The following is an 18535-nucleotide window of genomic DNA, read 5'->3' as shown; positions in this document are numbered from 1 at the left end:
TGGTTAGGCCTTAGAGGTAAGGGATTTAAAAAACACAAATCCAAAACCTAAGAACAACATTAAATGGAAAGGGAACAATCCGTAATCGTTCAAAGGAACAGCACTGTACATTCCAAATAAGAAATACAGCATTAAGGCAAACTCCAAAATCATGTTCGGAGACAATTTTTTGGTCAGGTATTTATTGCCCTTCCAACTGTCGGTTAGATTGTTGATGTTGAACTTTGGCGTGCGCACAAATTCACTTCGTTTACCTAAGTGTCCTTCCAAAACGGCAACGGTATTGTGCAATGAAAAGCCCAAAGCAACCGAAAAGAAAGTAAAGAAAAGTTTGATGTAATCCACAAAATTATCGAAACTGCTTCCCTGAATACTTTTATAGGTGAACCAATAACAAACAAAAAGGATAATGGTACTCAGAATAAAAAAGCTGGTCACCTCAAAAATCCAATCCAAATGTCCGTAGGTGTTTTTGATGTACAACATGGGAATGCTCAACAAAGCTACGGTGAACACACAAAGGAACATAGAACTGTTCAACAAGTGCATTACCCCATGGAACTTGGTTTTGAACGTAATATTTTTTGATTTGATTACGCTCAACACTGTTTTTCTAAAATTTTCAGCTCCACCTTTATTCCAACGGAATTGTTGCGAACGGGCCGCACTGATCACCACAGGAAGCTCGGCTGGAGTTTCCACGTCTTCCAAGTATTTGAATTTCCAGTTTTTCAATTGGGCACGGTAGCTCAAATCCAAATCCTCGGTCAAGGTGTCGCCTTCCCAGTTTCCTGCATCCAAAATGCATTCTTTTCTCCAGATACCTGCGGTTCCGTTAAAGTTGATGAAGTGTCCTTTTGAGTTTCGTCCTACTTGTTCCAAGGTAAAGTGGGCATCCAAAGCAAAGGCCTGGATCCTGGTTAGGGTAGAATAATCACGGTTGATGTGTCCCCAACGGGTTTGAACCACACCAATTTCTTCATCTTTAAAGTAAGGCACGGTTTTCTTTAACCAATCACCTTCGGGAAGGAAATCAGCATCGAAAATGGCGATAAAATCACCTTTGGCTATTTCAAGCCCTTCTTTTAAGGCACCTGCTTTGTATCCTTTTCTGTTTTCTCTGCGGATATGCTGAATATCCAATCCAGTTTTTTGAAGCTCTTCGATTCTGCTTGCTGTTTCCAATACCGAATCGTCCGTAGAGTCGTCCAACACTTGGATTTCCAATTTACTTTTTGGGTATTCTATTTTGGCGATGTTGTCCAACAAACGTTCAACAACATATTCTTCATTATAAATGGGAAGTTGGATGGTGACAAATGGAATCTCTTTTGGATCCAAAAGGTTGAACTTTGGTGCTTCCTCATTTCGTTTTTTGTAGCCTAAGTAATTGATCAAAAGATTCAATTGCGATAGACTGTACATAAAAATCAAAACTAAGGCTGTACTGTAAATTGCGATGATGATGTAAGCGATTGTTAGTCCCATTTATTTTAAACTGTATTTAAAGATCCAACCTAAGATTTTTATGCCAGCAAAGATAGTACCTTTTACTGTACCTGATACTTTTGAAACCCCAATTCTTCGTTTGTAACGCACTGGTACTTCGGTATATGGCATTTTTTTTCTTAAAATTTTTAACTGCATTTCCACAGTCCACCCATAAGTTGTGTCCTGCATTTTCAATTCTTTGAGATTATCATATTTAATTGCCCTAAAAGGTCCTAAATCCGTAAATTTTGACCTAAAAAACAGACGCATTAAAAATGTGGCCAATTGGTTCCCAAAAACCTGTTGTGGAGTCATAGAGCCTGGTTCGCGCAGTGATTTTTTTCGCGCGCCAACCACAAAAACCACCCTATTTTCCAAAATTGGAGCTACAACTTTGTCCAATTCTTCAGGATAATCGGAATAATCTCCATCGATAAATACGATAATATCGGGTGCTTTGGATTGTTCGGAAATGTATTTCAGACCTTTTAGGCAGGCAAAACCATATCCTTTGTTGCTTTCAGATAAAACAGTAGCACCAGCTTTGCTGGCCTCAACGGCTGTTGTATCTGTGGAACCATTGTCCACAACAATTATTTCAGAAACGTGTTTGGGTAGCTCATCAACCACTTTGCCGATGGAATCCGCTTCGTTGAATGCAGGGATAATGACTTTAATATCAGTCACTAGGCAAATTGGTGTTAGTTAATGTTAGCAGTTGCCAAAACTAAACTTTTAAATGGAACTTGGACTATTTAACCGATAAAATGCAATAGGTGGAAATCACTTTTGCGGGATGCTTACTTCTTGTTCACTAAAGTCATCAAATCCACATCGTTACCCAATAAAACTTGATTACTATCTATTCTTCCGTCCGTTGGGCCGTTTTCCAATTTTAGCACGCCACGCGGACAAACCGCGGAGCAAATACCACAACCCACACAGCTGGCACGAACTATATTCTCACCTTTTTGGGCATAAGCACGCACATCGATTCCCATTTCGCAATAGGTGGAGCAATTACCGCAAGAAATGCACTGGCCTCCATTCGTGGTAATCCTAAATCGAGAAAACAACTTTTGTTGAACTCCCATAATTGCAGCCATGGGACATCCAAACCGGCACCACACACGGTTGCCAAAAATGGGATAAAACCCCGTTCCAATAACTCCAGAAAAAATACTTCCGATTAAAAAGGAATAGGTTTTACGAAGCGTTTCAGATTTGAACAAGAACACATAGCCGTCACTGCTAAAAAAATGAAAGCCTATTAAGGCCATAATGATCACAAAATAGCCGATGGCTCCATATTGGGCATCTTTTTGCAATTGTTTTCTTTTAAAAATCATGATCCAGCCAAAAACTAGGGTGAGTAAAGTTGCCACCCCCATTAAAAAGGTGCTTTTGGTCAACCAATATTTGCTGGTGTCATTTCCCAAGTAGGAATAGATTACGGCTGTGGTCATTAGGGTAACAAAAACCACCACACTGTGCACCACCCATCGCTCAATTTTCCACGCTTTTACCGATTTATCACTCAATTGCCTAAAGGCATCTCCAGCCGTTTCAGCAAGTCCACCACAGCCACAGACCCAAGAGCAGTACCATCTTTTTCCATATTTATAGGTGAGATATGGGGTAATGATAAAAACCGAGGCAATGGCGAAAACCAAAAGGGCAAACCCAATATCACCAGAACTTAAAAACATTTTGATGCGGTACCCTTCAAAATTATAATAGTTGAGTGGCCAGATATTTTTTAGATCGTAATAAGGAAGGCTTCCACCATTTAAAATTTGATGGCCGTTCAAACGGGCCATTAATTCGGGAATGATGAATGCAAATGCCGTTTGGAAAAACATCACACTTAGGGTCCGTAACCTTTCGTATCGATTGTGTCGGTATTTCCAGAGAAATTTAATTCCGAAAATAAGAATTGCGACGGTGTAAAGTGTTCCATACACAAACCATTGACTGGCGGGATTGCCGTTCAATAATTCACTTAATGGGTCAAAAAGGGAGATAACCCCAGTATTTTCTCCGCCTTTGGCCAATCCTAAATATTCAGGATAAAAATACAGTACGATGTAAAATCCGGTTAGGGCCAACCCGGCCATCCAAGCCAAAAGTCCACGACTTGAAATGGATTTGAACCAAACTCCATCATTTTTTATCCCAGGAAGTTTATTGGAATAGGCATCCCAAGAAAACCAAAGGGTTCCTGCCGAAATGGCCAACATGGAAATGGTTAGCCAAAGGCTCTTGTTGGGGAAGGACACATTAAAAAGGGCCAACAATAAAATACCCAAGCCCCCCATGCCCAAAACCACAGCCAATTTTTGGTTAAGGCTTAAACTTGCTGGTGGTTGCCCAGTAAGGGCCATACTTTTATCTACAGTGCTCATAATGTTTATTGAACTGGAAAATTCGTTTTAAGTTTTTCCTTTTAGGTTGGATGGATTTCCTAAAAGTGGTATTAAAATGCGCAACAATCTCCGATTCGTATTGTTTGTAAAACTCTGGGTCGAAGTTTGCATCGACCAAATGCTCTATTACAAAATCAATGGATTTCTTTGCCGTCAACCATCGGTTAAAAATTTCATGTCGCATTCTAATACCAAAGGTATTGATGCCTAAAAAGGTGTTGGATGCTTTATCAAAAGCAAGGGTGATGCAGATTTTTTCCTTGGGATGTCGCCAATGAAAATGCAATTCGTTCTCAGCTTTGCGTCTTTCTGAAAACACCCATCCATAGGTTTGGTATTCGATATCAAAAAACTTGGCAGAATTGAACCAATGTCCAGGTTTGTATTCCATTCGGTTGCCGCAAATGGTCTGTGCTACGGTTTCGCCCATCATGCGCCCCGTGTACCAAACGGCTTCAACCGATTTGCGGTTGCCAATAGCTTCGTGCTGTTCGGCACAATCGCCAATGGCATAAATGTTTTTGATGTTGGTTTCGAGAAAGCGGTTCACTTTTACTCCCTTTCCAGTTTCGATACCTGAATCTTTTAAAAAGTCGATGTTAGGGGAAACTCCGGCAGTAAGGCCAACAAAATTGCACAGGATTTCTTCCCCGGTCTCTTTTATGATGATTGATTTTACCCTTCCATTTTGATCAGGTATAATTTTATCCAAAGAAGCATTAAGTCTTAGGTCCACATGATGCTCCAAAATATGTTCATTGATCATTTGGGATTCTGCATTTGGCAGTACTCCGTCCCAAAAGCTGCTTTCTCGTACTATAAAAGTTACGGGAATATCTCGGGTTCGGAGCATTTCAACCATTTCAATGCCGATAAGGCCGCCACCTACAACAACGGCTCTTTTGCAAACTTTGTTATTGGGAGCAAATTCTTCCATCGACTCCAAATCTTGTTTGGAATAAAGGCCTTGAACTCCCTCCAAATCTTGCCCTGGCCAACCAAATTTATTGGGTTTAGACCCCGTGGCAATAATTAATTTGTCGTATGAAATTTCAATGTTATCTGCTGTAATTACTTTTTGATTCTCGGCATCTATTGAAGTGACATACCCTTTAACCAAATCAATTCGGTTCTTTTTCCAAAACCCATTTTCGTAGGGTTGGGTGTGCTCAAATTTCATGTGGCCCATGTACACATACATCAATGCAGTTCTGGAGAAAAAGTATTCAGTTTCCGCAGAAATTATCGTAATTCTTTTGTCCGATAGTTTGCGGATATGTCTAGCGGCCGTAACGCCCGCAATTCCATTACCAATAATTACAATGTGTTCCATGGGTTTGATTCAATACCAGTTTCAGTCGTACTAAAGTAAAGGAACTTAATCCATTGCCATAATTTAGAAAGATTTTAATGTGGGATACATCATTTTTGATGTATTTTAGAATGGTATTAAATTGGTTATGAAGAATTTAATTTGGGTCTTATTACTGGTCGGATGGTCTTGCAGTTCACCAAAACCAGAGAAAGTGAACGGGATAAGTTTTGTCGGCTCCCGTGAAGAGGTGTCGCAGGTTCATGTAAATCCGGTATTGGATATTCATGCCAATTATGCGGCCATCATGCCCTATGGGTTTATTAGGGATGCCGAATCGCCCGAACTCATTTTTAATACGGATAGACAATGGTATGGGGAGCGCCGTGAAGGATGCAAACAATACATTCAAACCCTTCACGAAAATGGCGTAAAAGTAATGCTGAAGCCCCAAATTTGGATTTGGAGAGGCGCATTTACAGGTCATATGGTGATGAAGACCGAAGCTGATTGGAAGAAATTGGAAAATTCCTATGCCCAATTTATTTTGCTGTATGCCAAGCTGGCGCAAGAAACCAAAGCTGATATTTTTTGTGTTGGGACCGAATTGGAAGCCTTTGTAAAAAACCGTCCTGAATTTTGGAACCAACTGATTGCCGATGTTAGAAAAGTTTATCATGGAAAAATTACTTATGCGGCCAATTGGGATGAATATGATGAAACTCCTTTTTGGAACCAAATGGATTACATAGGGGTGAATGCCTATTTTCCCCTCACGGATGAAAAAGATCCATCCAAACAAGCTTTGAAAGATGGTTGGCAGCGATGGAAAACCAAATTACAAACCTTGGTAGAAAAAGAAAACAAACCCATGTTGTTTACTGAGTTTGGATATCGCAGTATGGATTTTACGGGCAAAAAACCTTGGTTGATCGATCGTGGGGAAATGAATGTAAATCTCAAGGCTCAAGCAGATGCCATTCAAGTCATTTTTGATGAATTTTGGGAAGAGGAATGGTTCGCTGGCGGATTTCTTTGGAAATGGTTTATTGATCACGAAGAGGTCGGCGGCCATGCCGATAATCGGTTTACCCCCCAAAACAAACCCGCGGAATTGGTGGTTCGAAACCACTTTGCCCAAGCAAAAAGGACTGGCAGTTAATAAGTTGCTTGGTTTTGTGGGAAAAATTACCCTTCCGCTTTAACATTGTCTCTATTTTTTCTTCATATTTGTAGTGCATCCCACCCAAAATTTACATTTATGAAGTTTGTATTTTCCCTTTTCCTTTGGGTTTGGGCCTGCTTTACTATTACCGCACAGGAAGACTTTTATTGGGTAACCGCAGAACAAGGGGACGGCATTTTTTCGCTCTTAAGAAAACAAGGCTTGGATCCCGCAAAGCACTATAAGGATTTCCTCGAGTTAAATACGGAAAGTTTAAAGAACGGTAGTGCTTTAAAGGTTGGCATAGACTATAAAGTTCCTGTTGCAGAAGACTCGTTTAAAAAGACAGGGATTGTGGTGCAGTCAGAAAAGAATTCTGAAGCTCCCATTTTTGATAAGGAATTGCGGGAAATGTCACTTAAAAGTGAAACACTTAAAGAGGCTGTTTATTATCTGATTGCTGAAACTGGTGAACTGGGCGATGAAAGCTTTGTGCAGGATATAGCCAAAAATGTAGCCGCCGAATTGATGACCAATGGAGCCCAAGTCTATATTATGGATAAAATTGAACAGGACGGCACCACTTTGACCGACACTCAAAAAATGGGTTCGTACATAGAGGCCATCAATAAAAAATATCTACAGAATAGTGGGAAATACCAACGTGTTCTTATAATTAGGGCAGACAACAAAGTGGAGAAAAGAAATATGAATGTGGCTGTTTATCATTACAACAAGAGTGAACAAGGACAGCGATTTGCCGAAAACATTCAAAATGTATTTCAAAAAAATAGTGTTTCCAATATTTCTTCCACCAAGGCCGATAGGGTTTTCAAGGATAAAAACAGTCTTTATTTGGCCAGAAACATTCTACCTGCCATAAGTTTGATAACGCTCGATGATGATGCTAAAACTGCACAAGAAAAAATATCAATGCGTACCGATAAACAGAAATTGGCAAGTTTATTGAGCAATGGTATAATGAATGATTATGTTGATTTAGAAATTGAGAATTAAATGAAACCCCATTTTTATACTTTTTTAAAAGTACTTCTTTGTTTTTTATGGATGCCAATCAATTTGTTGGCCCAAGAATCTTTTACCGAAGTAACCGCTGAAAAGGGTGATGGGGTCTATTCCCTGTTGCGAAGACACGGAGTAAGTCCCACAAAATACTATAACCAGTTTGTTGAATTGAATTCCGAAAACTTGGGTGAAGATGAAGCTTTGTATGTGGGTCGTTCCTATATGTTGCCCGATACTTTGGTCAATAAAAAGGTTGAAACAGAGACAATTCGACCTGCCTATCCCATTTTTGGAGAGGATTTTGTCCATGTGGATACCGTAAGTAATCGATTGGACGATGCTGTGTATTATTTGATTTCTGGTCATGGCGGACCAGACCCGGGTGCGGTGGAAAAATACAATGGTAAATTGATTGCAGAGGATGAGTACGCTTACGATGTTACCCTAAGATTGGCAAGGGAGCTTATTTCACACGGAGCTGAGGTGCATATTATTGTACAAGATGAAAATGACGGAATTAGAGATGCGAGGCTTTTAGAGCTGGATACGGATGAAACTGTTGATTCGGAAACCATTCCCTTGGGACAGTTGGCACGATTAAAACAACGCACCGAGGCAGTAAATAAGTTGTACCAGACCAATCGCGGTAAATACCAGCGTTTATTGGTTACCCACGTGGACAGTCGTAGTAAGGGAACCAATATTGATGTGTTCTTTTACCATCATGAAAAAAGCAAAAACGGTAAAAAACTGGCCGAAAGCATCCATCAAACTTTTATGCGGAAGTATAAAAAATTTCAGCCTTACCGACTTTACAATGGGTCCTTTAGCGACCGAAGCAGTTTGTATGTGGTTAAAAACACGTTGCCAGCTGTGGCCTATATCGAAATAGGAAACATCCGAAGTAAAAAGGACCAGCGAAGAATTCTGAATCCTGATAACAGACAAGCTTTGGCCAAATGGATTTCCGAAGGGATTCTTTTGGATTATGAATCTTCAAAAACGGCAACAGCCAAATAAATGGAAGAGGGTTAACAACACCCTCCGCCATTGTAGTGCCATGTACTTTCACTGATAAAAATTTCATCAGAAACTTGTGACAGTGCGGCCGCCGTTTTATCGCAAACAGCCAAAGGCTGGTTTTGAATCAGAACGTGTCCTTTTTTATCGTCCAAATACGCTTCCTCACCATAATAAATGGCAGTTTTTCCTGTGAACATACAAGGGCCATCTTCAGGCATGGGGTCTTTAATAGCGGCAATTTCTACGGATTCAATATGGATAAGTTCGTCCGTAGGATAATGGTTGGGCGAAAGCAAACGATATGATCTTTTCCCTCTAATTTCAATGGTGCCAAAACCTGCATCGGTCAACACTTGTACGTAATCTTTTAAGGGAATACTGCCGCTGAGACATTGTGCACGAAGACGGTCGTCATTTCGCAGTTCGTCACTCATGGGCTGTTCACAAATAGGGTCGCTCATCACTAATCTCCCGTGTGGTTTTAGTACGCGATACATTTCAGAAACGGCCTTTTTAAGATCTTCCATTTTAAAGATATTGAAAAGACAGTTTTGCGCTGCCACATCAATGCTTTCATCTTCAACAGGAAGGTTAAGGGCATCTCCCTTCACCAAATTCACAAAATCACTTTTGAACCAATCATTTTCCTGTTCTGCTATCTTGAAATTCTTGCGGGAAGCTTCCAGCATTTCATCGACGGAATCCACACCGATTACCCCATTTTGTTGTCTGGAGAAATACGAAAATTGAAGCAACTCCATGCCGCCCCCTACACCTACATATAAGATTTTCGGATTGTTTACCAAATCTTGGGCCGAAACCGTACTTCCGCAACCATAGTTCATATCCAACATAATTTTGGGAATGGAAAGTCCGGGAAATTGCCAAATGGGATTGGTAGTGCAGCACAATCCAACATCGGGAGTGAGTGCGGCTTCCTTATATAAGTCTTGGGTAGCTTCTAAATAGCTCATATTACTTTTATTAATTCTTTGAACAATTTTATCATTTTGGGTTCGGTTCGTGCGGCAATATCCAAAATCTCCTGAATATTAACGGGTTCCAAGTTGTCTGGGTCGCATTCATCCGTTAAAACAGAAACCGCCACAATAGGTAGTCGTAAATGATTGGCAACAATTACTTCGGGTACCGTACTCATTCCAACTGCATCTGCCCCCAATGTTTTTAGCATGCGGTATTCGGCCTTTGTTTCCAATTGTGGGCCGACAACGGATGCATAAACCCCTTTTTGCAGGGATATACCTTCTTTTTCGGCAATTTGCACCAATTTGTTGCGCATGGGAACATCGTAGGGTTGGCTCATATCCACAAAACGATTACCAAATTGGGACACGTTTTTAAAGGCCAAAGGAGACCCACCTTGGAGGTTAATATGGTCTTCAATCAGCATGATTTCCCCTTTTTTAAAGTTGAGGTTAACCGCTCCTGCAGCATTGGAAACAAAAAGTTTTTGAACGCCCAATTGGTGCATCACCCGAATGGGGTAGGTGATGTCCACAAAATCATAGCCTTCGTACAAATGAAATCGCCCTTGCATAACCACCGCTTTTTTACCTTCGATGGTTCCATAAATCAGTTTGCCTGAGTGAAATTCAACAGTAGCCAATGGAAAATGGGGAATATGGTTGTAATGGGCCTCTATGGAGTCTTCAATGCTTTCAATTAATTGTCCAAGTCCTGTCCCAAGTACAATACCAATTTCCGGGGTTTCAAATCCTCGTTTTTTTAAATAATCAACAGATTCGTTCAACTGTTCCTGTGTCATTCTTTTATATGTTTTAAAAAAGGCTCAAATACCTTTATATCTTTTATGTCTTCGTAATGGTCTATGTCGTTTTTTTCTTCCAAAAGTGACACCTTAAAGGTTGAAATGTCTTTTAAGGTATCTTTCAAAACTGTATCTGTACCCCAATTTTTAGATTGAAACAATTCTTCTTTCAAGGATTTCATGCCCAAAAGATAATAACCGCCATCTTCAGCCGGTCCCACGACAAAATCATGAGTTTGCAGTTGCGCAAATGCTTCTTCCAAATCGGATTGACTAAGGTGATACATGTCACTTCCGATGATGATCACGTTTTCAAATCCAGCGTTAAACCCATCAGCAAATGCATTTTTCATTCGTTCGCCCAGATCAATCCCTTTTTGAAGCTTTTTACTATAAATATTGTTGTCCCAAATATCTTCTTCCCAAATCTCTTCAGAATAAAAAACCCATTTTTCCACCGCTAGATTTTTGGTAAAATCCACCGTTCGCTGTAATAGGAATTTATAGATTTCCAGCGCAGCTTCATCGCCGACTTTGGCCGCGAGTCGGGTTTTGCATTTACCAAGTTCGGGATTACGGGTAAGGATTAAAAGTAGGTTCTTGCTCAACACATTTGTTTTTAGAATGGGTTCGTCAAATGCTGTTTAAAGATAGGTAGATTTTTGATTTCACTGGGGTATGCAGGGGTGCTAAAGTTTTTCTAAAAAATTATAGACTGATGAATGTCAGCATTTTGAAAAAGTCCAATGCCGATATTTGTGGTTTAACCTGATCACATGGGGATTCAGAAAGAACAACTTCAAACTATTTCATTGCGAATTGATGAGGTAATTGGTCTGATTCAAAAAGAGAATCTAAAGAATCATGCCTTATTGGAAGAGGTATGCCCCAGTTATGCACCTAGCGCCAAAAACTTGTCACATTATGCCGCGTTTCGAAGTTTTGATGCTCGAAGTATGCAAAAAGAGCTCAAACATTTGGGATTAACGCGGTTGGCGAATTCGGAAGGAAATATACTGGGGAGTCTCCTTAACCTTAAAGAGATTGTACATAGTTTGCTTGGCGATCTACCCAAAACAGTAGAGAGTGATTACCTGCATATCGGAGAAGGAAAAAAACTATTACAAAAACACACCGATTGTCTTTTTGGTGATAATGAAAATAAAAGGCGAGTTCGAATTATGGTAACCCAGCCTTCGGAGGCGGCAACCAATTATGATTTGGTTTTGGAAATGGTTAAAAATGGGATGGATTGTGCCCGTATAAATTGCGCACATGACGATTCTGGGATTTGGAAGCGCATAATTGAAAATGTGAGAAAGGCTGAACATGAATGCCGGACCAAGGTTAAAGTGGCCATGGATCTCTCTGGACCAAAAATCAGAACGGGTGATATTGTGATGGGGCCAAAAGTAAAACGGTTTAAAGCTCCAAAGGACCAAAATGGAGAGAAAAGGCCGGCTATTTTTAAGCTTGTATCCAATGCTAAAAGTGTGTTGGAACCTCTTGAAGTTCCTGTGGATGAAACATGGTTGGGGCAATTGCAGGTTGGGGATGCGATGAAAACCAAAGATTTTAGAGGAAAATCCCATAAACTAAAGGTGGTGAAACTTTTGAACGATGGTGTTTTAGTGGAAAGTCCCAAGTCCATTTATCTGGAAACAGGAACCGTCTTGAAACCAAAGAATAAAGAATTGCAAAAGACTAAAATCTTGGAGCTACCCAAAGTGGAACAATCCATTTTGGTGAGAGCGGGAGATACAATTGTTGTAACAGGTGAGGTGGGCGCATCCAGTTTGCCAAAATTCGATACCAAAGGAAATTTGTTGGAGCCGGGTGTAATCAGCTGTATTCCTTCTCAAATTGTGGAAAAAGTGAAAATGGGAGATCGAATATTGTTCGATGATGGAAAAATATCTGGTGAAGTAGAAGGGCTGGACCATGGAACGTTTGATGTTAGGATTACCAGGGCCAAGGAAGGCGGGGCTCTGCTTAAGGCTGAGAAAGGTATTAATCTTCCATCTTTGGATCTGGGCATTTCTGGATTGACCGATAAGGATCGAGAAGATTTAAAATTTGTAGTGCAACATGCCGATATCGTAAATGTTTCCTACGTAAACACCGAAGAGGATGTGAGAGGTATTTTAAAGGAGTTGGACCAATTAAAAGCAAAACCTGAACTGGGTATCATATTAAAAATAGAGACACAATCGGCCTATAAAAACTTGATTGGGATACTCTTAACGGCCATGCAGCGAAAACACTTGGGTGTTATGATTGCAAGGGGTGATTTGGCCTTGGAGGTGGGTTGGAAAAATATGGGAATGGTACAGGAGGGTATACTTTCTTTTTGCAGTGCTGCACACATTCCGGTGGTTTGGGCCACCCAGGTTTTGGAAGGTTTGGCCAAGAAGGGATTGCCTTCAAGATCTGAAATAACAGATATTACTTCTTCTGTTCAGGCCGAATGTGTAATGCTAAATAAAGGACCCTATATTAACAAAGCCATTTCTTTTTTACACGAGGTGCTTTTGAACAGTGAAAATTCACACGATAAAAAAGAGGTGATGCTGCCCATAATGAAATGGGATTAAAAGGAAAGGGCACCCATTGGGCGCCCTTAAAGAGAGACATTATTAACTATAGGAATTCTGTGGTAGTGTTTAGTATAGTTTAATAAAGATATTGGTATACGCTGCTGACCAGAGCATATACGGATAACGCAAATGCAAAATACCAAAAAAGGTATCCTAGTTTAGATTCAATAGTGTTCATTTTTCGAGTGTTTTCTGTTCGTGTTCAGATTGAATTGGAGTACCGAAATTATTCAAATCTTAACCGCTACAAACCTAAATTTTATTCGTTGTAAGAAAATCTACATAACTGGTATTATTGTTTATATAAATGGTATTTGCTCCAAAAAGCCTAGCTGGTAACGATTTTATAAATAAGTATCACGTTGTCAAGGTATTAAGTTAAATCTTTGGTGATAACAAAAAAAAGAAAGGGTGTTTGGAATTGACAACCAAACACCCTTTAAAAGTATTTTTAATAAATGTTTATACCAAGGGAGTACCTTTTAAACGCTTTTCAATCTTGCGCTTTTTTTCTGTAAGGCTCTTCATGGTTTCCATTAATTTGGAATCCTTGGTACGCTTGTATATCTCGTTTAGGGAAAGAATTAAACTTTTAGCCTCTCTGGAAGCCTCAACCCTGTCACTGGTGGACATGTGGCTCATCGGCCTTTTTTCAAATTCTTCCGCCTGTTGTAGTAACTCTTGAGTCATTTTTGTTTAAAATTATTCTGAATTGGCTAAATATAAGAGTTAGTTTGATATTTTCTAACTATAGTGCCATTTGATTTTCATATTTATGAAAACATTAAGAAGTTGACCTCAAAGGAGATAATGGTTTATAAAAGCACTACTGGCAAGGTACTAGGTCGATATCAGTGCCTGTTTTTCTTAAAATAAACTAAAGATCGTATATTTTTCAATGTAAAATAATTGTTATCTAAATGTAAATTAATCGTTGATTCGATTATTTTTGTGAAAAACTGGATTCGTGAAGATCATTTGGAAATCATCAACCTCCAAAAAACGATTGGCGTACGTTCAATCTTTAGATTTGGAATATGCGGTTCGCTTGCAAGTTATCAGGATTATGATTGCTGAGGCGGAACATTTGATGGATTATCTTTCCCTGATCACTTTGGAGATCAATACAGAAAATGGACATGTTTCGGTTAATGAAGACACGCCGGAACCCTTACTTTCCAAAATATCCAAAAACTTGGTCCAGCCGTTTCAAAAAACGTCCATGGAGCATACGCCAAAAATTAAAAGTAAGGCCTTGGCTGCCATTTCTTTTATAGGGTAGGTTCAATTCGTATTTCAGTCAATCTTAAATCCAAATGAGTAAATCGGTCCCATGCCGTTAGGGTAATTTTGATTGTACAAAATCAAAACACACTATCATGGCAATTATTGGAAACATCATAAAGGGCATCATCGAGGCAAAAGATACACTTAGCGGCGATGAAAATCCCATCGAAGAGCAGAAAAAAGTGTTGAAGGAACTCTTGGAAACCGCCAAGAACACCCAATTTGGACAGCACTATAATTTTGAATCGATTTTGGAGTCCGACGATATGCAAAAATCCTTTTCTGAAGCAATTCCATATCACGATTACAATAAAATTTCAAAAGAGTGGTGGCAAAAAACCATCGACGGGGAACCCGATGTCACATGGCCTGGCAGCCCGGATTTTTTTGCATTAAGTTCCGGGACCACAGGGAAAAAATCCAAAAGAATACCTGTTACTTCAGCCATGGTCAACTCCATTAAACGTGCCGGTAAAAAACAAATCTTTGCATTGAGCAATTTTGACATGCCAGCCGATTTTTTTGAAAAGGAGATCATGATGCTCGGGAGTTCAACCGATTTAAAAGAACGTGATGGCCATAAGGAAGGAGAAATTAGCGGTATTAGTGCAAGTAACATTCCTTTTTGGTTTAAAAAATACTACAAACCTGGAGACGAGATTGCCCAAATCGATGATTGGGACGAACGCGTGGAATCTATTGCCAAACATGCTAAACAATGGGATATTGGAGCCTTAAGCGGTATACCTTCGTGGATGGAGTTGATGCTTAAAAAAGTAATCGAGTACCATAAGGTAGACCACATCCATGACATTTGGCCCAACCTGCAGGTCTATACTTCGGGTGGCGTGGCTTTTGATCCTTACGAAAAAAGTTTCAATGCCTTAATGGGCAAACCTATTCAAATTATAGACACCTATTTGGCTTCCGAAGGCTTTTTGGCCTTTCAGAGCCGTCCAGAAACCACATCCATGAAGTTGGTGACCGATAATGGGGTGTATTTTGAGTTTGTTCCCTTTAAACCGGAGTATGTAAACCAGGATGGTTCTTTAACCGATAATGCCCCATCCCTAATACTGGACCAAGTTGAAGAGGATGAAGATTATGTGTTGATCATCTCAACGGTTACAGGAGCTTGGCGCTACATTATTGGCGATACCATTGCTTTTACCGATGTGGAAAAAGCAGAGATTAAAATCACGGGGCGGACCAAATTCTTTTTGAACACCGTGGGATCACAGCTTTCGGTAAACAAATTGAATGATGCCGTGAAGCATTTGGAAGAGACCTTGGATATTAAAATTCCGGAGTACACCCTTTGCGCCAAACGATTTGATGATGGTTTTTATCATTCATGGTATTTGGGCTCTGATTCAGAAAAAAGTGTTGCTGGAGAAGAAGCGGCGCAAATTTTGGATGATTTTTTAAAGGAGGCCAATAAAAATTACAAAGTGGCCCGAGGCAAAGCATTGGAGGGTGTAAAAGTGCAACTGGTACCTCAAAATATTTTTGCGGACTGGAGTGGGGCGAACAAGAAAAAGGGAGGTCAGGTTAAAATGGAGCGCGTAATGGGAGAGGAAAAGTTTGCAGAATGGGAAGCTTTTGTTTCGCAAGAAGCTTGATCAATCTGCAGTATTTAGAGAGTCTTGCTCCTTTACCATGTCTAAAATTTCATCGGGGGATAGGTAATATTTTTTGATTCTGGCTTTGTAGGAATCCTGAATTTCCGAATTCCCCAGAATAAAATTCTTCGTTTTTAGAATATAGTCCGACATGCCTCGGGAAACTGCGAAGGAATCTGCAGTACGTTCCGCTTTTCTAACAAAACTATCCGAGAACATATAGCCAAGGCCAAATGCAATTAGGTTTAGTCCATTTCGTTGTTTGTAATCCATAATATGGCCCAATTCATGGCCTATCCATCCAATCAATACCTCCGAAGGAACTTCAACGGTTCTGAACTTCTTTCCTGAAATTTTAAAATTCTCACTGATCAATATTTTGTAACCGCGCTTTTTTTTGGATTTGAAAATATCGGTCCAAGCGGGTTGGGCCAACATGACCGATTTTTTAATGTTTTTCTTGAATTTAAATTCGATGGGGGTGTTTTTGAGCTCCGGGAAATGCATTAAAGCCAATTCGGCCTCAATTTTTATGGGTTTTGGTATGGTAGCATTTGGTTCAGACATAAAAAGGGTTAAGGTTATAAACAATACAGAAAATAGAATGATAAGTTTTAATCGTTTTTTCAACACATTAAAGTTTATGAATTGAAAAAAAGGGCAAATTTAATTTGCCCTTTTCCAGTTAGTTTTCGAGCTGTTTTAGAACTGATATCTAATACCAAGCGCGATATCCAGATCTAGATCATCGGAATAGTTATCGTTAAATCCAATTTCGGGTCTCATATCCAACGAAATGAGCAGTGGGATTTCAAAGTCGTATTCGATACCAATGTCACCTGCAATAAGGGCAAAGGCACCATCGTTTTCGCCTGCATCAAAAGAACCGACACCACCACCAGCACCTACGTACCAGTGAAACCCGCCGTCTATGGGCATTACCCATTGGTACAGACCAACCAATTTAAAGGCTTCTACGTTATTGGAATCCCTCCATCCAAGATCGAATTCCAATCGGTTATTTTCTTTTAAGTAACGTTGATAGGAGATTTCACCTCCAAATCCGTCATTGTCACCCACTCGAATACCCAGTGCGTTTTTAGAAATGCTTTGGGCACTCACTGCTGTCCCTACTACTAAAAAAAGAACTAAAATTAAATTTTTCATGATAGTTGTATTTGTTGACAAATTTAGGGCGGGACTGTCATCGGGCTTGTCTCATTTCAATCAAAGGTTGATGCAAAACCGATTAAAGAGTTGTTAAAGTAAGGGGCGGAAGAATTTAAAGAGACCTTCTAAAAAACGCTGCGTCAAGGTTCTATCCTTAAAATCTTGCAATCGGAGCAAATGTGCTCTTTCACACTGTAGTTTGTACTCTTGTAGTACTTCTTCGGTGATTTTTTCATCATAGATCAAAATGTTGGTCTCGTAATTGAGCTCAAAACTCCGTACATCAAAATTTCCAGAACCAATGGAGGTCAGGTCCCCATCCACAATCATGATCTTGCTATGGGAAAAGTCGTCCCGCAGGTAAATTTTAACCCCTACTTCCAAAAGTTCTTCAAATTGGGAGAACATGGCGAACTTGGCCATTTTGGAATCGGATTTTTTAGGAACCAACAAAGTAATTTCTACACCTTGCAATGCTCTTATTTTTAGGTTTTGAAGAAAGGCTTCTCCAGGAACAAAATAGGGGTTGGCAATATAAATGTAGTTTTGGGCCTCGTTCATCATGCCCAAATACTGTTGTAAAATGGCTGGGTACTTGGAGTCGGGTCCTCCTGCCACCACTTGAGCCGTAGCGGTTCCTTTTTGCTCCTGTTTGAACAAATATTCCTCAATGGGAAAATCATCCCGTTTACTGGCGAAAAAATAATCCTTCAGAAACACCAAATGTAGATCGTTCACAATGGGGCCTTCGAGCTTTAAATGGATGTCTTTCCATTTTCCAAGTTCATTTCGTCCTTTTATATATTTATCGGAAATATTCACACCTCCAGTAAATGCTACTTGATTATCTATGATCACAATTTTTCGGTGGTTGCGAAAGTTGAGTGAAAACAAGAGGTTTTTTAATCGGATGGGCATGATCGGATAAATTTTCACCCCAATATCCTGAAAATGCTTTCGTGGTCGGCCTCTCAGGTGATAGCTTCCCAGCGAATCGTAAATTATTCGAATTTCGACCCCTTCGTTGATTTTGCGTTTAAAGAGGTCAATCATTTTGTCGAGTAAATCCCCTCGTTCCAATATATAATATTGGAGGTGGATGAACTCTTTGGCTTCTTCCATTGCCTCAAAAAGGGTGTTGAAGGTTTCGCCTCCATCTTGCAGTACGGTAATCTTGTTGCCCTCCGTGGCTTTGGTTTTAGAACTCTTTTTGATCAGGTCGTTCAATCTTTTCTTCCGTGGGTCCGATTCAAAATCTACCCAATAAGGTTGATCTAATGATTTTAGGGGGTAATTGTATTTTTTCTTTCGTTCAAAATCTCGCGTATTAAAGAATTTGAACTTTCTCCGGTTCATGCCAAATAGATAGTACAGCAATGCGCCCAAAATGGGCAAGATCAGTATCAGCATGATCCAACTTAAGGAACGGGATGGTCGCCTGCCGTGGTAAATTATGGCGCCAATGGCCCATACCGAGGTAAGGATATATAATATGGTCAGTGTTGTGTTCAAAAAAGCTGAGTGTTTAAACCATTTTCTAATTTACGCATCAATCGGGTAACTCAATAGGTTTCAAATAAAAAAACTCCGGTAGGTTGTACCAGAGTTTTTATCAAATGGTGTTTCA

17 protein-coding genes are annotated in these 18535 nt (G+C 39.9%); 6 read left to right on the top strand and 11 right to left on the bottom strand.

Going from position 1 to position 18535, the window contains the following annotated elements; genetic code table 11:
• Positions 1-3 precede the first annotated feature (3 nt).
• From ABT310_RS04475 to ABT310_RS04460, 4 genes are all read right to left on the bottom strand, one after another.
• Entirely contained in the window at positions 4-1488 is a 1485-nt protein-coding gene (locus ABT310_RS04475) for a cellulose synthase family protein (protein WP_375325546.1), read from the bottom strand.
• A complete protein-coding gene (locus ABT310_RS04470; protein WP_375325545.1) occupies positions 1489-2178 on the bottom strand; it encodes a glycosyltransferase family 2 protein in 690 nt (229 codons plus the stop codon).
• Positions 2179-2291: 113 nt separating this feature from the next.
• Entirely contained in the window at positions 2292-3896 is a 1605-nt protein-coding gene (locus ABT310_RS04465) for a 4Fe-4S binding protein (RefSeq protein ID WP_375325544.1), read from the bottom strand.
• A complete protein-coding gene (locus ABT310_RS04460; RefSeq protein ID WP_375325543.1) occupies positions 3880-5250 on the bottom strand; it encodes an NAD(P)/FAD-dependent oxidoreductase in 1371 nt (456 codons plus the stop codon). Before ABT310_RS04460 ends, ABT310_RS04465 begins: the two co-directional genes overlap by 17 nt.
• A gap of 127 nt (positions 5251-5377) precedes the next feature.
• Here ABT310_RS04460 and ABT310_RS04455 point away from each other — a divergent pair, with 127 nt between their 5' ends.
• From ABT310_RS04455 to ABT310_RS04445, 3 genes are all read left to right on the top strand, one after another.
• The gene (locus tag ABT310_RS04455; protein WP_375325542.1) at positions 5378-6391 is read left to right on the top strand and encodes a glycoside hydrolase TIM-barrel-like domain-containing protein; all 1014 of its coding nucleotides are present in this window, start codon (positions 5378-5380) and stop codon (positions 6389-6391) included.
• A gap of 99 nt (positions 6392-6490) precedes the next feature.
• Positions 6491-7411: a hypothetical protein gene (locus tag ABT310_RS04450; RefSeq protein ID WP_375325541.1), complete on the top strand. Its 921-nt coding sequence runs from the start codon at positions 6491-6493 to the stop codon at positions 7409-7411.
• Positions 7412-8440 (top strand): N-acetylmuramoyl-L-alanine amidase, encoded by a 1029-nt coding sequence (locus tag ABT310_RS04445; protein ID WP_375325540.1) that lies wholly within the window; start codon positions 7412-7414, stop codon positions 8438-8440. It abuts the gene before it with no gap.
• 11 nt (positions 8441-8451) lie between these two features.
• Here the strand turns inward: ABT310_RS04445 and arsM are convergent, their stop codons facing one another.
• Genes arsM through ABT310_RS04430 form a run of 3 tightly spaced genes read right to left on the bottom strand, consistent with a single transcriptional unit; the run spans position 8452 to position 10840 of the window.
• Positions 8452-9417 (bottom strand): arsenosugar biosynthesis arsenite methyltransferase ArsM, encoded by a 966-nt coding sequence (gene arsM / locus ABT310_RS04440; protein WP_375325539.1) that lies wholly within the window; start codon positions 9415-9417, stop codon positions 8452-8454.
• Entirely contained in the window at positions 9414-10229 is an 816-nt protein-coding gene (locus ABT310_RS04435; protein WP_375325538.1) for a purine-nucleoside phosphorylase, read from the bottom strand. The genes arsM and ABT310_RS04435 overlap by 4 nt, the downstream gene beginning before the upstream one ends.
• Positions 10226-10840, bottom strand: a complete 615-nt coding sequence (locus ABT310_RS04430; protein WP_375325537.1) for a TIGR04282 family arsenosugar biosynthesis glycosyltransferase — start codon at positions 10838-10840, stop codon at positions 10226-10228. The genes ABT310_RS04435 and ABT310_RS04430 overlap by 4 nt, the downstream gene beginning before the upstream one ends.
• A gap of 168 nt (positions 10841-11008) precedes the next feature.
• On the opposite strand from ABT310_RS04430, the gene ABT310_RS04425 reads away from it, so the two are divergent.
• Positions 11009-12826: a pyruvate kinase gene (locus tag ABT310_RS04425; RefSeq protein WP_375325536.1), complete on the top strand. Its 1818-nt coding sequence runs from the start codon at positions 11009-11011 to the stop codon at positions 12824-12826.
• Between the two features lie 465 nt (positions 12827-13291).
• Here ABT310_RS04425 and ABT310_RS04420 read toward each other — a convergent pair whose 3' ends face one another.
• Positions 13292-13519: a hypothetical protein gene (locus ABT310_RS04420; RefSeq protein ID WP_090291693.1), complete on the bottom strand. Its 228-nt coding sequence runs from the start codon at positions 13517-13519 to the stop codon at positions 13292-13294.
• Between the two features lie 277 nt (positions 13520-13796).
• Between ABT310_RS04420 and ABT310_RS04415 the strand changes: the two genes are divergently transcribed.
• Positions 13797-14111, top strand: a complete 315-nt coding sequence (locus ABT310_RS04415) for a hypothetical protein (RefSeq protein WP_375325535.1) — start codon at positions 13797-13799, stop codon at positions 14109-14111.
• Between the two features lie 97 nt (positions 14112-14208).
• Entirely contained in the window at positions 14209-15738 is a 1530-nt protein-coding gene (locus ABT310_RS04410) for a GH3 auxin-responsive promoter family protein (protein ID WP_375325534.1), read from the top strand.
• Here the strand turns inward: ABT310_RS04410 and ABT310_RS04405 are convergent, their stop codons facing one another.
• The 3 genes from ABT310_RS04405 to cls all read right to left on the bottom strand — a co-directional run bounded on the left by ABT310_RS04405 (position 15739) and on the right by cls (position 18420).
• Positions 15739-16305, bottom strand: coding sequence for a hypothetical protein (locus ABT310_RS04405; RefSeq protein ID WP_375325533.1), 567 nt, complete (start codon positions 16303-16305; stop codon positions 15739-15741). It lies immediately after the preceding gene.
• A 135-nt stretch (positions 16306-16440) separates the two neighbouring features.
• Positions 16441-16905 (bottom strand): hypothetical protein, encoded by a 465-nt coding sequence (locus tag ABT310_RS04400; protein ID WP_375325532.1) that lies wholly within the window; start codon positions 16903-16905, stop codon positions 16441-16443.
• A gap of 93 nt (positions 16906-16998) precedes the next feature.
• Positions 16999-18420 (bottom strand): cardiolipin synthase, encoded by a 1422-nt coding sequence (gene cls, locus ABT310_RS04395; RefSeq protein ID WP_375325531.1) that lies wholly within the window; start codon positions 18418-18420, stop codon positions 16999-17001.
• Positions 18421-18535 lie beyond the last annotated feature (115 nt).

The sequence above is a fragment of the Flagellimonas cixiensis genome (assembly GCF_042134615.1).
GTDB lineage: Bacteria > Bacteroidota > Bacteroidia > Flavobacteriales > Flavobacteriaceae > Flagellimonas > Flagellimonas cixiensis.
This window is presented reverse-complemented; position numbering and strand designations above follow the sequence as displayed.

Excerpts from the sequence above, each read along its gene's own strand:
- ABT310_RS04475 (WP_375325546.1), bottom strand. The coding sequence starts at position 1,488 with ATGGGACTAACAATCGCTTACATCATCATCGCAATTTACAGTACAGCC.
- ABT310_RS04465 (WP_375325544.1), bottom strand. The coding sequence starts at position 3,896 with ATGAGCACTGTAGATAAAAGTATGGCCCTTACTGGGCAACCACCAGCA.
- ABT310_RS04460 (WP_375325543.1), bottom strand. The coding sequence starts at position 5,250 with ATGGAACACATTGTAATTATTGGTAATGGAATTGCGGGCGTTACGGCC.
- ABT310_RS04455 (WP_375325542.1), top strand. The coding sequence starts at position 5,378 with ATGAAGAATTTAATTTGGGTCTTATTACTGGTCGGATGGTCTTGCAGT.
- ABT310_RS04450 (WP_375325541.1), top strand. The coding sequence starts at position 6,491 with ATGAAGTTTGTATTTTCCCTTTTCCTTTGGGTTTGGGCCTGCTTTACT.
- ABT310_RS04445 (WP_375325540.1), top strand. The coding sequence starts at position 7,412 with ATGAAACCCCATTTTTATACTTTTTTAAAAGTACTTCTTTGTTTTTTA.
- arsM (WP_375325539.1), bottom strand. The coding sequence starts at position 9,417 with ATGAGCTATTTAGAAGCTACCCAAGACTTATATAAGGAAGCCGCACTC.
- ABT310_RS04435 (WP_375325538.1), bottom strand. The coding sequence starts at position 10,229 with ATGACACAGGAACAGTTGAACGAATCTGTTGATTATTTAAAAAAACGA.
- ABT310_RS04425 (WP_375325536.1), top strand. The coding sequence starts at position 11,009 with ATGGGGATTCAGAAAGAACAACTTCAAACTATTTCATTGCGAATTGAT.
- ABT310_RS04420 (WP_090291693.1), bottom strand. The coding sequence starts at position 13,519 with ATGACTCAAGAGTTACTACAACAGGCGGAAGAATTTGAAAAAAGGCCG.
- ABT310_RS04410 (WP_375325534.1), top strand. The coding sequence starts at position 14,209 with ATGGCAATTATTGGAAACATCATAAAGGGCATCATCGAGGCAAAAGAT.
- ABT310_RS04405 (WP_375325533.1), bottom strand. The coding sequence starts at position 16,305 with ATGTCTGAACCAAATGCTACCATACCAAAACCCATAAAAATTGAGGCC.
- ABT310_RS04400 (WP_375325532.1), bottom strand. The coding sequence starts at position 16,905 with ATGAAAAATTTAATTTTAGTTCTTTTTTTAGTAGTAGGGACAGCAGTG.